Here is a 13,982-nt window from a genome sequence, read left to right as displayed (position 1 = left end):
CCGGCTGGGGGCGGGCGTATTACAGGCCCTTTAGGAACACTCGTCAGGCGGCTAGATGTCGGCTCCGCCAGGCGGGATCTTTTCGGAAAAGAGGAAGGTCGCTGGATCAAGTTTCAACGCCTTGGCGATCGCCGCAATCGTGTCCACGCTGATATTGCCGCTCGCGCGTTCCAGTTTCGTGAATGTCGCCTCCGCCACGCCGATTAGTTCGGCCATCTCATAGCGGTGCAAAGTACGTCGTTGTCGCTCAAAATCGATGATGTGCGCCAGCCGCTTGCGAATCGCATTGTCGTCCAACCGATGCGCCCATTCCGGAACTTTCTTGCCGCCGGCGAGCAGTGATGCAAAAGACAGTTGCAAGCCGTTTGCCATGATCTGCAGCGTCATCAATGTGACATTATTTTTCTGACGCACAGTCTGAATGTAGGTTCGATAGGCCAGTTTTTCGCCCTCGGCGGTCCGAAACAGTTCTGCCATGTGCATGTGGGATAGGCCGCGTCTGGCTCTCTCCTGCTCAAGCGTCAGTGCAATGTTGGCGCGCAACGGGTTGTTGACCACGCCTCCGTCGTCTCGTTTCATAAATCGATGTAGTCGCACAAACCTACCTTTTCGACCTGTCCTTTTTCGCGCGGATCATCCATAGTAAACTGTCAAATCAGCAGCGAGGAAAAGGCTATGACCATACTCAAATTCCTACTAGGGGGTGCCGTCGCCATCGCGGGCGCCGCAGCTCTTCCATCCCAATCAAAAGCGTCGGAATGGGGCTGTCAGGTCCTCCTATGTCTTTCCGGCGACTGGCAAGGTACCTCCTCGTGCCACCCGCCGATCTACAAGTTGATTGCGGCGATGGAAGCTCCGGGTTTTGACTGGCCGACCTGTCCGCAAGCCAACTCCAGCGCGGCGAGATTTGAGAAGTATGAGGATTGTCCGTCTGGCTGGCAAGCAGTTGGCAGCTCCGAATCCGATCGGCCGGGCTTAGGTCAAGAACGGAACATCTGCCGCATCGCGGCCGATAGGCTCTCCTTGCCCGTTGTTTTCAAAAACAACGCCCTCGGCGGGCATCATGGAGACGGTTCACGTCCGGTCCAAATCGAAATCGACGGGAAGGTGGTTGCGGCAACAATCCAGACCGCGGGAAACGATCGAGGGCATTCCCTTGGTAATGGCCCCACTTACTACACCATCCCTCGACCGATGCGCGGAAAGCCCTGGTTTATCGAGTATGATGACGCGAACGGCGTGCGCCAGAAAAGCTGGTTCACTCTCAACATCCCATGAGCCAGGCGATCACGCAGGACGAGGTGCTACGATGGTGACAATTTCAGGGAGGTTTGAAGTGTTCAAGGCGCTTCTCCTGTCCGCTGTGATTATGAACACAGGCACAGTGTTGGCGGTGGCTGGTCAGAGCGACAAGCCGCGATCAAACGTGGACAACCCTATGTGGCCGGCTTCACTGAAATGGGACTGCAAGACCGCAGCCAAAATCGTGTGCGAGCGCGATGGCAGTTGTTCGGTGGCTGAGGACCACACTGGATTTGTGCTGAACTACGGCAGCAACGAAGCCGAGTTTCCGGCCAGCAATGTCAGGATCAAACGCCACTATCAACAGACCGTGCAGGGGAGTCCTTTGCAGCAGGAAGTTAAAGTTGAATTGGCCGACAATCGCGTTCTTTGGCTGACGGCCGTGGATGCCAGCCGCACTTATTCGCAAGCGTGGGCCGGCGCACTCAGCGAGTTGAAGGGTGGCGCGGTACTGATGGAATCCGAGGGCGTCTATTGCATGCCGCATAGGTGAGTGCACCGAGAGGGGACGCGAGCGAGCGAAGGCCGATATAGTCTGACTTGGGACGCCGGCGGTTAAGAAGAGTCCATAGTCGACCGCCGAGTTTTAATCAGACGGTGAGATGCGGCCATTCAACATCTATCTGTCGATCTGAGGCTTAAAGTAGGCTTGACTGTTGGAAGCTGATCGTATTTCTGTCGAGGACAATCGGAAAGACTTGGATAAAGTGCTGCCAATACGTTGAAATGTGAAGAAATGTTAACCTAAACTTGTGATGTTGCAACCAAGTTCGAATGTCGCGCGCTCAGCAAAGTTGAAATGTCGCAAAGGGGCAATTCGCAGGGTAGGTCGCAGCAATTAGAAACGCGACAGTGACGCGCTTGCTGGCGCCTACGTGAGCACGCGATCGGGCGTAAGCTGGTCGGGGTTGCGCAGCCCGATCGGGGGCGGCTCAGCCAAGCTCCTCGGCTTTAGCTTCTGAGTGCCGGACTGGACGTCTACTCCGCAGCCAACAGCTCCGCCAATGCCTGTTCCCGCCGAGCGATGACGGCTGGATCGTTCATGAAATCCGTCCTGCGGCCCGGCTTGCGATCGCGCTTCACATAGCCATTGGCCTGGCTGCCATCAGGAATCCCGAACAGATGGTTGGTCTGTCCGGTCCGCCGAGGGCCGTGCTTGCTGCGCGTTAGCTCCCGACCAGCCTGCATCTCGGCCACCATTGAAAGAGCTTCATCCAGGCGCTTATTCTCGACAATCTTCGACCTGTGAACCGATCGCAACTTGTCGAAGGTTCTGTAGGGCAGGGACGTGCTGCCTTCCATGATCTCAAGCCGGCCATCGGGGTAGTCGCAGACGACTACCTTCTTGCCAGCCAGGCGCTTAGCGAAGGCGCTCGGATCGAGAATGAACAGCACCTTGTCATAGCGCAGTGTCAAAGCCTGAGACAGCGTGCGAACCTCCTTGCGGCACAGGGCGCCGTCCAGGTTCTCATGGTCAGCGAGCAGGCGGTGCATGTCCTTCGGATTGCGCGGCTCTTTGCCGAAGCGGGCATTAAAGTCTGCAGCAAACTCGCGTGCGTAGGCATTCGCTGCCTCGATCGTGCTGATGCCGCGCAGGCGCAATTCCTTCACGAGACGGTCTTGCAATGTTTGGTTGGCGCGTTCGACGCGACCCTTAGCCTGCGGGCTGTTGGCGCAGATGATGTCGATGTTCAATTCGTAGAGCGCTCGGCCGAACTGCGTCAGTCCGCTGGTGCGATCCTTCTTAGAACCATGCGTCGAGCGAAAGACACCATGCTTGTCGCTGTAGAACGAGATCGGCTTGCCCCATTCCTGCAAATACGCCTTCGTAGCTATCAGGTAGTCGAACGTGTTCTCGGAGCCGGCAAAGCGCAGGTGCAGCAGCTTGCCGGTGGCGTCATCGATGTAGACGAGCAGGGCGCACTTTGGCCCCCGGCTCTCAAACCACCAATGGTGCGATCCGTCGATCTGAACCAACTCGCCGAAGCAATCTCGCCTACCACGCGGTTGATGAATCTGGCGCTTGCGCTCACGTCGCGATGTCCAAATGCCGGCTTCGGTCATCCATTTGCGCAGCGTCTCTTTGCTGACCGCTATCTGGTGTCGCTCGAGCAGCTTCTCGCCGACAAGCGTCGGACCAAAGTCGACATAATGTTCGCGGATCAGCTCCAGGACAAAGTCACGAACGTTATCGATGATGCGATTGTTCGAACATCTGCCGCGCGCCTTGTGCCGGAGAGCTGCGGCACCGTCGTCTTGGAATGTCCTCAACAATCGTTGGGTCTGGCGGACCGTGAGCCCCAGGATCCTCGCGCCCGACGCAGTGGAGATGCGTCGTTCAATGACCTTCGACAAAACCTCGATACGCTTCAGCTCGCGTTCGCTCATCAGAACAAGTCCCAAGTTGCAATCTCCCGCACCGTCGAAGGCGGAGAGATTGGCAGCGCACAAGCAGGAGCGACATTCCTACTTTGCCAAACCCGGACATTTTAACTTAGCTCCTACATGTGAAAGTCGCATAATCTATCTTATGGAACTCAACCACGCCACCTCGCTGATGTGGTTCTTAGGACTAAGGTCAAATTCCTATCGCCTCGTAGGCTTCGGCGATCTGTCGGATGGAGGCGACATAGGCGGCGGTGCGATAGTCCCCGAGTTCCGGTTGCTTCTCCATGAGATCGCCGATGCGGGCCCAGGTGCTGCGCATGACATCTTCGAGACCCGAACGAACGAGGTCGATCTCTGCGCCGCCTTCGAGGAATTCGTCGCGGATGTCGGCCGGGAACTCCTTGCCCGTCATCCGCTCGAGCGCTGCAGCGATTGTCTGGTTGCGCCGCTCGCGCCGGCGCCGTTCCATCAGGCCGAAGGGAATATGCGTCAGGTTCTTAACCCACTCGAAGTAGCTGACGACGACGCCACCGGCATTGACATAGAGATCCGGAAGAATGGTCACACCACGGGAGCGCAGGATCTTGTCCGCCTCGAAGCTGACGGGACCGTTGGCCGCCTCCACGACCAGGTGTGCCTTGATGCGTTCCGCGTTTTCGACATGAATGGCATTTTCCATCGCCGCTGGAATGAGAACGTCGCAGGGCTGTTCGATGCCGGTCATATCGCCGACAAAGGACTTGGCGCCTTCAAAGCCGAGAATGCTGCCGGTGCGGATCTGATGCTGCTTGAGCGCCTCGATGGGGATACCCTCGGTATTGGTGACATAGCCGTCGCGTTCAGCAACAACGGTGATGCGTGCGCCGTCCTCTTCGGACACGAACTTGGCTGCGTGATAGCCGACATTGCCGAAGCCTTGCACGATGACCGAGACGCCCTTCAGATCGCGTCGGCCGTCGAGCCCGACTGTGCGAGTGTCGCGAAGAAAGCTTTGGATGGCGAATTGGACGCCCCTGCCCGTCGCTTCCGTGCGGCCCGCGATGCCGCCCTTCGACAAGGGCTTGCCGGTGACGCAGGCGCGCGCATTGACGACATCGGTCGGATTGGCACGACGGAACTCATCCATCATCCAGGCCATTTCGCGCTCACCGGTGCCGATATCGGGAGCCGGAACGTTAACGCCCGGACCGATCAGGCCGCGCTTGTTGAGCTCCTGGGTAAAGCGGCGGGTGATGCGCTCGAGTTCCTGCGGTGTCCACTCGCGCGGATCAATCTTCAGCGCGCCCTTGGAACCGCCAAAGGGAACGTCAACGAGCGAGCACTTTAGCGTCATCAATGCGGCCAGTGCCTCGACCTCTTCGGCATCGGCATTGGATGCGTAGCGGATCCCGCCCTTGACCGGTTCGCAGTGCTCGCTGTGGACCGACCGCCAGCCGATGAAGCTGTACATGCGACCGCGCAGACGAACTCCGAAGCGGACCGTATAGGTCGAATTGCACTGGATGATCCGCTCTGCCAATCCCTCCGGCAGATCAAGGAAGGACATGGCATGGCGGAAGTTCTGGTCGACGCTATCCAGAAAGCCTGCGGAGCTGACCTCCATCACGCACCCCTCACGCGTTGAGTGGCATGATTTGGAGAATGATGCTTGCCGATTGGTGCCGGCAGTTGTGACGTTGCATGCACTTGGTACTTCCTTCCATGGTTATTGACCACCGGCCACCGTCCGTCAGGGGCAACAATTTGATAGCTATTCAACTCGAGAGAATCCTATGCTCGGCATTGCGGGCGAGGAGCGCATAGATCAGCGTGAACAGGCGGCGCGCCGTGCCCTTGTCGATGCTGACTTTAGAGGAGAGACGCTCTCTTAAAAGCTCGGCCGCTTCGTTGTGGATGCCACGGCGGCCCATATCGATCGCCTCCAGCCGCTCTGGCCCGGGCCGGCACATGGCATCGTAGTGGCTTTCGCAAATGCGCGTGTAGTCCTTGATCAGCCGCCGGAAAGGGGTGAGCGAGAGATAGTGGCTGACAACATGCACCCCGTTGTCCTCGGCAACGTGCAGGGCCAACCGTCCGTCCACCGTCTCGATCTTGAGTCGATAGGGGCCGCCGTCATGGCCAATCGGCGTGAATGTGTTGCTTTCCAAAAGATCGATGATCGCCAGCGCCTGTTCACGCTCGACGCGCGCGTCCCGTATCCCGAAGGAGCAATCGAGTGCGACATCGCAAAGATGATACCGGGCGCCGGCCAGGACTCTGCCCTTCCCTACCATCGCTTCGACACACATTGCGATGCCAATGCCCCGCGACATCGCCCAAAGCGTTAGTTCCAAACCATTGAGGTTAGGAAAGCGCAGGCCCGATGGCGTAATGTCGTTCCCTCTGCCGAGCTCGTTTCCAGCGGCAACTCTCAAGGGTTTTTTTTTGGATGCCAACACTCTTCGCTGACGAATTTGACCGTGTCGAAGACATAATGCAAACAGATAATCATAATCATCATTATTGACTGAGATTATGGACTTCCTCGCGAAGAGGTGTCGAGGGCACGCGTACATAATTCGCGGCAGCAGAGAACCGGCGATGACACAACCAGAAGCGTCGCCCGCTCCACTCAACTGCGCAACGACGCGGTGGCCGGAGCGCGCACATGACAGGCCACAAGGCGGCCATCTGCCGCCGGTACGAAAGGCGGGACCTCTGTCCGGCAGCGGCCTTCTGCCAACGGACAGCGCGGGTGGAACGCGCAGCCTGTTGGCGGATTGACCGGGCTCGGTACCTCGCCCTCGACGGGCACTTCCAGTCTGACATATGTGGGGTCGGGCACTGGAGCCGCGGCTATAAGAGCCTCGGTGTAAGGATGGATCGGATTTGCGAAGAGAGCTTCGCAAGTTGCCAATTCGACAATCCGACCGAGATACATGACGGCTACTCGGTGACCAATATGCTCCACAACACCAAGATCGTGCGAAATGAACACGAAGGCGATCCCCGTTTCCTCCTGCAGGTCCATGAGAAGATTCAGGATCTGCGCCTGCACGGAAACGTCGAGAGCGGAGACTGCCTCGTCGGCGATGATGATTGAGGGTTTGAGGGACAACGCGCGTGCAATTCCGAGCCGCTGGCGCTGACCGCCCGATAGCTCCGAGGGAAGCCTGTGCATGATCTCGGGCGCAAGCCCCACCTTGCGTAAAAGCTCCGCCGCAAGGGCTTCGCGTTTCTTGCGGGTCAGACGCTCGAAATTCTCAACGGGTTCTGTGATGATCTGCCCGGCCGTTAGCCGCGGGTTCAGCGACGAATAGGGATCCTGGAAGACCATCTGCATCCGACGGCGCCAATTCCGAAGCTCGTTCTTATTGAGACTGGCAATATCGGTTCCCTCGAGCAGTACGCGGCCACTCGTCGGGTCGATGAGCCGCATCAAGAGCCGTGCGATCGTGGACTTGCCGCATCCTGACTCGCCGACAATGCAGAGCGTCTCGCCTGCCTCCACAGAAAAAGAGACATTCTCGACCGCTCGCACCACCAATGGATCTTTATTGAAGAGCCCACCACTGAGTGGATAGTGCTTTATTAATTTTTCGACTTGCAACAAAGGGCCACTCATGCGCTCACCACCTCTTCTGCATGCCAGCAGGCGGCCGCGTGATCGGCGGCGTATTCCTTAAGAACCGGCGTCTTCTCCCGGCAGACTTCGGTCGCGAACGGACAGCGCGGCGCAAAGCTGCACCCGACAATGGGCTCGCGCAGGCTCGGGACGATGCCAAGGATTTCCGGCAGGCGGCGCTCATTCCCGCGCCGTCTGTCTGGGACCGAACGCATGAGAGCTTTAGTGTATGGATGCATGGGTCGGTCGAAGAGATCTGTCACCGTTGCCTGCTCGACAATCCGGCCGGCATACATCACGATCACGCGCTGGCAGGTCTCGGCCACGACGCCAAGGTCATGGGTGATGAACATCACCGAGGTTCCCGTGCGATCCTTCAGATCGACGATTAGCCGCAGGATTTGTGCCTGGATAGTGACATCGAGAGCCGTCGTCGGCTCGTCGGCAATCAGGAGTTCGGGTGAGCAGGCAAGTGCCATGGCAATCATGGCACGCTGGCGCATGCCCCCCGACATCTCGTGGGGATAATCGTTAACCCGCCTTTCGGGGTCCGCAATGCGGACGAGGCGCAGCATTTCTGCAGCCTTTGCCAAGGCCTCGGAACGGGAGGCACCAGTATGGATTTGTACCGCTTCTGCAATCTGGCGACCGACGGTGTAGACCGGGTTGAGGCTCGTCATTGGATCCTGGAAGATCATCGCGATCTTATCCCCCCGAATCCTGCGCATCTCGCGCTCGGACAGATCCAAGAGATTGCGACCGTGAAAGCGAACCTCGCCGCCCACCGTCTTGGCGGACAGCTTCGGCAGCAGGCGCATAATGGACAGGGCCGTCACGCTCTTGCCGCAACCGGATTCGCCGACTACGGCGAGCGTTTCCCCCTTCTTTACTTGGAAGCTAACCCCGCCTAGAGCGCGGGTGACACTTTCTTCACCGAAGAAGTGGGTCTCAAGATCCCGGACATCCAAAAGCACGTCATTGTCGATGGTCCTGTCCTCCCTAAAACCCTCAATTTTTCTTTCCTGGCTGGAGACTTGCATCAGCATCTCAGCGCCTCCGTTTCGCGCGGGGATCGAACAGATCCCGTAGGCCATCACCCAAGAGATTGACCGCCAAAACCGTGACCGCGAGAAAGATGCCGGGAGCGAAGATCGTCAGCGGCGCGGAAGCGAGATAGATGCGCGAGCTTGAGATCATGTTGCCCCAGCTTGGGATCTCGGGTGGTACGCCTACGCCTAGGAAGCTCAGCCCGGCTTCGGTCATAATCGCATCTGCGCAGACTATGGCGCACTGTACCATGAGCGGCGGGATGGTGCTCGGAAGAATGTGTCGCCACAGAACCTTCGGCAACCGCGCGCCGCCGCAGACCGCCGCCTCCACGTAGGGACGCTCGCGCACGCTCAGTACCACCGAGCGCACAAGCCGGGTCACGCTTGGCGTCTGAGGAAGCGTCACGGCGACGATCAGGATGCCGACCCCGGGACCCGTCAAGGAGATGAGGGCGATAGCCAGCAAGATGGTTGGGATCGACATCAAGGCATCCATGACGCGCATGATGACGTTGTCGAATCTGCGCACGTACCCTGCGACGACACCAATCAGCAACCCAGCACAAGCCGCCAATATAGCCGATATCAGACCCACCATTAGCGAGATGCGCGCCCCGTAAACGGTTCGGGCGAACACGTCCCGACCCAGATTGTCAGTCCCGAACCAGTGCTCGGCAGATGGTGGCTGCAGGCGGACGAACGGATCCATGTTCCGGGGGTCACCGGCGTAAAACGGTGCGGCCACCGCTAGGATGATCAGGAGCATTAGGAGGCCGCTGCCGATCAAGACCAGTGGATGCCGCCTTGCGAGCCGGGGGAGATTCGAAAGTCCTAGTAGAGTGGTCGGCACGGTGTCAATATTAGCAGAAGAGAACATCATATCAGTACCTGATGCGGGGATCGATGAGCGTATAGGCCAGATCGACCGCAAGATTGATGAGGACGTACAGGCCCGAGGTGAGGATCAGCATGCTCTGGATAATTGGATAGTCCCGGGTGTTGATCGCGTCGACCACCAGCCGCCCAACGCCGGGGATATTGAACACCGTTTCGGTGAGCACAACCCCGCCGATAAGGTAGGCGAAGCTCAGGCCGATCACAGTCAGGATAGGAACGCCGGCGTTCTTTAGGGCATGGTGAAAGAGCATGGCATAGGGAGAGGCGCCCTTGGCCGCCGCGGTGCGCATGTAGTCTTCCGACAGTATCTCAAGCATGCTCGCGCGTGTGACGCGGGCGACGAACGCTATATAGGGCAGGCTTAAGGCAATGGTCGGTAGGATCAGGTGTGCAAGCCAGTCGCCTACGCCCACTTCGATTGGCGCGTAGCCTTGGACGGGCAGCCATTTCGCGCTGATCGCGAGCAGGTAAACGAGGAAGTAGCCGATGACGAACACCGGAACAGAATACCCGAACGCCGAGAAGACCGATAAAAGGCGGTCGACGATACCGCCGGCGCGCCACGCAGCAAGGATACCGAAATACACCCCGACACATACCGAAATGGCTAAGGTCAGTATAGACAGCGAAACGGTTGGCCCCAGCCGCTGTAGGAGGAGTTCGAGAACCGGACGGCCAGAGAAAATCGAGGTGCCGAAGTCCCCGTGCAGCATCGCCGAGAGCCAGTGGATGAACTGAACCGGCAATGGTTCGTTCAATCCCAGTTGCTCGCGGATGCCAGCTATGATCTCTTCCGTCGCGTTCCGCCCGGCCATGACTGCTGCGGGATCACCCGGAGCCAGCCTGATTAGAAGAAAGACGAAGATCCCGACCATCGCCATAACGGCGATGGCCGAAATCATCCTGCGAAGGATGTAGGACACCATCAGCTTTAGACTTTCCGCATGTTCCAGATTGCCCGCTCTGGGGACGGGGACTTGATCATATCCACCAGTGAATTGCTCCGTGCGGCAGGTGCTGCGGTCTCGCAAAGGTAAACGACACCGACGTGATCCCACCAAACACGCTGCATCTCACGCGCCAGCTTCTTCCGCTCCTCCAATGTCTCAGTGTCTGGCCACTTGGCTCGGAGCGCTTCGTATTCGTCATTCTTCGGCCACCCGTACCAAGCCTTTTCGCCGTTCATGAGGAAAAGAGACGCCGACATCGGATTACCAAGTTCAAAATTTGAAAAATTCGTAATAAAAGCGCTCCAGCCACCTTCTTCTACCGGACCCTTTTTATCCCGCCGCACAGCCAGTTCGCTCCAGGTCATGGGAGCAAGCTCGGCGTTGATGCCTGCCTTCTGCAGCACACTGGTAAGCAATTGCGAGGCCAAATCGCCTTCGCGCCAATCCGTCGGATCGAGGATGACAACCTTTTCGCCGGCGTATCCCGCCTCCGCGATCAGTTGTCGCGCTTTATCGAAATTGCCCCCATCCTTGAACCAATCCGCATTTACTTCATTCGAGTAAGGTGACCCAGTTCCAAACATCGACGTAACAGTCCGACCGAGCTTGGGATCGGGAGATAATAGGCTCAAGAAAGCTTTTTGATCGATCAGATGCAGCAATGCCTGGCGCATCTTGACGTTGCTAAAAGGCGGCTGCAGAAAGTTCATCCGCACCACCCAGTCCCATCCATTTCCACCCATGGTATCAAGGACTAGTGTGTTGCTGCTTTCAATCGCGGGAAACAGATCGGCGACGGGCTCCAGCCAGAAATCCACCTCACCTGCTTGCAGTGCCCCCAGCGCGGTCTGCGGATCCGAAATGTTTTCCCAGATGACCTGCTCGACTTTCGCGATCTTGCCACCGGCGAAGCCGCTGGACGGCTCGTCCCTAGGCACATATTGCTCGTTGCGCTCGTAGACGACGCGCGAACCAGGCCTGGTAAGCTCTGCGTTGAACTTGTACGGCCCCGAGCCGACATTCGTGGTGACCTGCTTTGTTGCTGGAAGTTTCGCATCCTGCTCGCGCATCATGAACAGCGGCTGCCCGGTAACGGCCAGGATGTCGATCATCAAACCAAGCGGCTCCTTGAGCGTGATCGTAAAGATCTTGTCGTCCGTGGCCGTGATGCTCTCAGTGCGCTCCAGCAGTAGCTGCCCGGACGGCTGAACCTGGCCCCAGCGACGGATCGATGCCACACAGTCAGCCGCGGTCACAGGCGTGCCATCATGCCAGCTCAGGCCATCACGCAGCTCAAATGTGTAGGTCTTCTTGTCATCCGAAACGCCCCATTTGCCCACCATTTGTGGCTGAGGCACAAGATCGGCATCCAAGGCAAACAGAGTGTCATAAATTGCGGTTGCATGGTTCATAGTGTACGCCGAGGTACTAAATACCGGATCGAAGATCTGGATGTCACCCATAATCATTCGAACTGGCTGACCCTGTGCACGCAGTGCCGACGGGACTGCGAGGGCTACGCCAGCAGCCAAAGTTGATTTCATCAATGTGCGTCGCGTGATTGTCATATCTATTCCCCTTGTTTTATTGATTGTGCTGAACGTGGTGTTTTTGCTTCCCGAAGACATGGCATAACTCGCCTATTCGCCCATCGCAGCTAGTCCGCGCAAAGACGATCTCCATTGCGAGGGCATGGCTTGTGCACCGAAGTTAGTCGCTGAGACGCTCCAAAATGGCCGCTCCCAGAGCATAAGGCAAACAGATATTCATAATCATGGCTATTGACCAGATTTATAGATGACTCTGGGGGGTGAGCGCTTTCGCTGAAAGCTCGAGTGGGAACTTGCTGCGCACGTGCAGGGGCGCCTACCGGAGCATCGGCTTAAGCGACCGATCAAAAGCAGTACTCCAACATTTTGCAAGTTGAGCACTTAGTCTGATAATGCGGTGCCGTCACCCTTGAAGTCGCAGACGAATAGCAACCCGCACCTTTATGCTGAATATCTCCGCCGGGCGGTAGTTTCTCCTCCAGCGCGCCCCGCGGCTGTGGCTGACCACCGAGTGTCTGGTGAGCAAACAGAGCCGATCAGCGCTGTTGCTTGTTCTCGCGATACAGGGCTTCGACTGAGGTCAGCGCGAGATGCCCCGGCCGGCGATCGAGCAACTACTTCTCGGTGGTCTCCCTTCAGCGCGCGGCCGGTTGTAGGCTGGCCGAGATTCCTAAATTCTGTCGCACGAATGACGCCACCCTGCTCAACCGCCACGAAGGTGCGCAGCAGGTTCCAGTCCGGCGCCAAAGAACGCTCTTCGTAGGTACCGACCATTAATCAGATCAATGGCCGTCATTACAATTATCTGTTTGCGCTATGCCAAAAATGGCGACAACAGTGTGGCAACCACGTCAAACTCTCGCGCAGCCATTCTGGCCGACACGAAATGGATGATCGGAATGAAACTATCCAACAAGGTTGGCTTGATCGGAGACGCTATCGCCATGATCGGCGATGGTGCAGTGATCATGCTAGGTGGTTTCGGCGTGCCGGGAACGCCGTTTTGCTTGATCCGTGAGCTCGTCCGCCAGGGGCCGCGTGGGCTGACCATCATTAAAAACGACGCCAACGAGGCTAGGATGGGCGTCGATTGGCTTCTTGAAAGTGGCCAAGTCGCGCGACTGATCACCACTCATGTCGGCCTTAATCCTAGGGCCATGCGTATGATGAACGACGGCGCTATTGAGGTTGAATTCGTCCCACAAGGCATCCTCGCCGAACGCATCCGCATCGCTGGTGCCGGGATGATGGGTTTTGTCACCGATATTGGTCTTGGCACCCCGCTTGAGGATGGCAAAACCCGCGTCACAGTCGACGGTAGAGCTGGCCTCCTGGAGACGGCTTTGACGGCGGATTTCGCGCTCGTGCACGCCGCGCGGGCAGACTGTTTCGGCAACTTGTCCTTCGCCGCCTCGGCGCGCAACTTCAACCCGCTGATGGCCATGGCTGCACGCAAGACCATCGTCGAGACCGAGTCTCTCGCGTCTCTGGGTGCGCTCGCTCCCGAGGATATTCACCTGTCCGGGACCTTTGTGGATCACGTCGTCGAATTGTCCGAACTGCCGGAGGTTTATGGTGTCGTCAAACGCTAAAGAGCGCATGCTGCGCCGCGCAGCAGCTGATATCTTGCCCGGCATGACCGTCAATCTTGGGATCGGCCTGCCGACCGAGGTCCTGCAATACGTGCCGGCCAATATGCCCGTCTGCCTGCATTCGGAAAATGGAATCACCGGTGTCGGCCCGGTCCTGTCCGCCGACAAGGCCGACCGTAACTTGATTGACGCGGGCGGAGCCTATGTCTCTGTGATCCCCGGCACAGCGTTTTTCGACAGTGCGATCAGCTTCGCCATCGTCCGCTCAGGCCGCCTCGATCTGACCTTGCTGGGGGCCTTTGAGGTGGCCGCCAACGGCGACCTTGCGAATTGGAAAATCCCCGGAAAATTCTCGCCGGGCATGGGCGGCGCGATCGAGTTGGCGCAGAAGGCTCGCCGGGTCGGAGTGATAATGACCCATACCGACCGCAAAGGTGACTCCAAGATCCTGGAGGAATGCACGCTGCCGTTGACAGCGAAAGGCCGCGTCAACCGCATTTATACTGACATGGCAGTCCTTGACGTGACCCCGACAGGCCTTGAGCTTGTCGAGATCGCGGAAGGCGTGAGCCTCGCCGAATTGCGCGAGGCCACTCGCGCGCCCCTTCACGTCGCCGATCAGGGCGTGCCGAACTTCTAGGATGAACATG

13 protein-coding genes are annotated in these 13,982 nt (G+C 58.1%); 4 read left to right on the top strand and 9 right to left on the bottom strand.

Annotation, left to right across the window (positions count from 1 at the left end; all coding sequences use genetic code 11):
• Positions 1-51: 51 nt before the first annotated feature.
• The gene (locus FJV83_RS19515; protein ID WP_245318418.1) at positions 52-558 is read right to left on the bottom strand and encodes a helix-turn-helix transcriptional regulator; all 507 of its coding nucleotides are present in this window, start codon (positions 556-558) and stop codon (positions 52-54) included.
• Positions 559-675: 117 nt separating this feature from the next.
• On the opposite strand from FJV83_RS19515, the gene FJV83_RS19510 reads away from it, so the two are divergent.
• Both FJV83_RS19510 and FJV83_RS19505 read left to right on the top strand, forming a co-directional pair.
• Positions 676-1,278 (top strand): hypothetical protein, encoded by a 603-nt coding sequence (locus FJV83_RS19510; RefSeq protein WP_095776123.1) that lies wholly within the window; start codon positions 676-678, stop codon positions 1,276-1,278.
• A gap of 31 nt (positions 1,279-1,309) precedes the next feature.
• Positions 1,310-1,795 carry a hypothetical protein gene (locus tag FJV83_RS19505; protein ID WP_246691885.1) on the top strand — a complete coding sequence of 162 codons (486 nt, stop codon included), beginning with the start codon at positions 1,310-1,312 and terminating at the stop codon, positions 1,793-1,795.
• Positions 1,796-2,280: 485 nt separating this feature from the next.
• Here the strand turns inward: FJV83_RS19505 and FJV83_RS19500 are convergent, their stop codons facing one another.
• The 8 genes from FJV83_RS19500 to FJV83_RS19465 form a co-directional block, all read right to left on the bottom strand.
• Positions 2,281-3,690 carry an ISNCY family transposase gene (locus tag FJV83_RS19500; protein ID WP_095776200.1) on the bottom strand — a complete coding sequence of 470 codons (1,410 nt, stop codon included), beginning with the start codon at positions 3,688-3,690 and terminating at the stop codon, positions 2,281-2,283.
• Positions 3,691-3,880: 190 nt separating this feature from the next.
• On the bottom strand, positions 3,881-5,236 hold the full coding sequence (locus FJV83_RS19495) for a Glu/Leu/Phe/Val dehydrogenase (RefSeq protein WP_095774295.1): 1,356 nt from the start codon (positions 5,234-5,236) through the stop codon (positions 3,881-3,883).
• A 208-nt stretch (positions 5,237-5,444) separates the two neighbouring features.
• Positions 5,445-5,942 (bottom strand): UPF0262 family protein, encoded by a 498-nt coding sequence (locus FJV83_RS19490; RefSeq protein ID WP_095774294.1) that lies wholly within the window; start codon positions 5,940-5,942, stop codon positions 5,445-5,447.
• A 359-nt stretch (positions 5,943-6,301) separates the two neighbouring features.
• Positions 6,302-7,294 carry a dipeptide ABC transporter ATP-binding protein gene (locus FJV83_RS19485; protein WP_095774256.1) on the bottom strand — a complete coding sequence of 331 codons (993 nt, stop codon included), beginning with the start codon at positions 7,292-7,294 and terminating at the stop codon, positions 6,302-6,304.
• Positions 7,291-8,334 carry an ABC transporter ATP-binding protein gene (locus FJV83_RS19480; protein ID WP_245318202.1) on the bottom strand — a complete coding sequence of 348 codons (1,044 nt, stop codon included), beginning with the start codon at positions 8,332-8,334 and terminating at the stop codon, positions 7,291-7,293. Before FJV83_RS19480 ends, FJV83_RS19485 begins: the two co-directional genes overlap by 4 nt.
• A gap of 7 nt (positions 8,335-8,341) precedes the next feature.
• Positions 8,342-9,223: an ABC transporter permease gene (locus tag FJV83_RS19475; protein WP_095774254.1), complete on the bottom strand. Its 882-nt coding sequence runs from the start codon at positions 9,221-9,223 to the stop codon at positions 8,342-8,344.
• 1 nt (position 9,224) lies between these two features.
• Positions 9,225-10,166, bottom strand: coding sequence for an ABC transporter permease (locus FJV83_RS19470; RefSeq protein ID WP_095774253.1), 942 nt, complete (start codon positions 10,164-10,166; stop codon positions 9,225-9,227).
• A 5-nt stretch (positions 10,167-10,171) separates the two neighbouring features.
• A complete protein-coding gene (locus FJV83_RS19465) occupies positions 10,172-11,659 on the bottom strand; it encodes an ABC transporter substrate-binding protein (protein ID WP_095774252.1) in 1,488 nt (495 codons plus the stop codon).
• 866 nt (positions 11,660-12,525) lie between these two features.
• Between FJV83_RS19465 and FJV83_RS19460 the strand changes: the two genes are divergently transcribed.
• Together FJV83_RS19460 and FJV83_RS19455 are read left to right on the top strand one after the other, a co-directional pair.
• On the top strand, positions 12,526-13,332 hold the full coding sequence (locus tag FJV83_RS19460; protein ID WP_095774251.1) for a CoA transferase subunit A: 807 nt from the start codon (positions 12,526-12,528) through the stop codon (positions 13,330-13,332).
• Between the two features lie 7 nt (positions 13,333-13,339).
• A complete protein-coding gene (locus tag FJV83_RS19455) occupies positions 13,340-13,972 on the top strand; it encodes a 3-oxoacid CoA-transferase subunit B (protein ID WP_095774250.1) in 633 nt (210 codons plus the stop codon).
• The last annotated feature ends 10 nt before the right edge of the window (positions 13,973-13,982 follow it).

It is taken from the genome of Mesorhizobium sp. WSM4307 (genome assembly GCF_007003945.1).
GTDB lineage: Bacteria > Pseudomonadota > Alphaproteobacteria > Rhizobiales > Rhizobiaceae > Mesorhizobium.
Note: the sequence above shows the minus strand (reverse complement) of the source record. Positions and strands in the feature narration are given on the sequence as shown.

Bases quoted from the DNA above. Each gene is read 5' to 3' on its own strand.
- FJV83_RS19470 (WP_095774253.1), bottom strand. From the start codon at position 10,166: ATGGTGTCCTACATCCTTCGCAGGATGATTTCGGCCATCGCCGTTATG.
- FJV83_RS19485 (WP_095774256.1), bottom strand. From the start codon at position 7,294: ATGAGTGGCCCTTTGTTGCAAGTCGAAAAATTAATAAAGCACTATCCA.
- FJV83_RS19475 (WP_095774254.1), bottom strand. From the start codon at position 9,223: ATGATGTTCTCTTCTGCTAATATTGACACCGTGCCGACCACTCTACTA.
- FJV83_RS19455 (WP_095774250.1), top strand. From the start codon at position 13,340: ATGCTGCGCCGCGCAGCAGCTGATATCTTGCCCGGCATGACCGTCAAT.
- FJV83_RS19495 (WP_095774295.1), bottom strand. From the start codon at position 5,236: ATGTCCTTCCTTGATCTGCCGGAGGGATTGGCAGAGCGGATCATCCAG.
- FJV83_RS19510 (WP_095776123.1), top strand. From the start codon at position 676: ATGACCATACTCAAATTCCTACTAGGGGGTGCCGTCGCCATCGCGGGC.
- FJV83_RS19480 (WP_245318202.1), bottom strand. From the start codon at position 8,334: ATGCAAGTCTCCAGCCAGGAAAGAAAAATTGAGGGTTTTAGGGAGGAC.
- FJV83_RS19465 (WP_095774252.1), bottom strand. From the start codon at position 11,659: ATGATTATGGGTGACATCCAGATCTTCGATCCGGTATTTAGTACCTCG.
- FJV83_RS19460 (WP_095774251.1), top strand. From the start codon at position 12,526: ATGGCCGTCATTACAATTATCTGTTTGCGCTATGCCAAAAATGGCGAC.
- FJV83_RS19500 (WP_095776200.1), bottom strand. From the start codon at position 3,690: ATGAGCGAACGCGAGCTGAAGCGTATCGAGGTTTTGTCGAAGGTCATT.
- FJV83_RS19505 (WP_246691885.1), top strand. From the start codon at position 1,310: ATGGTGACAATTTCAGGGAGGTTTGAAGTGTTCAAGGCGCTTCTCCTG.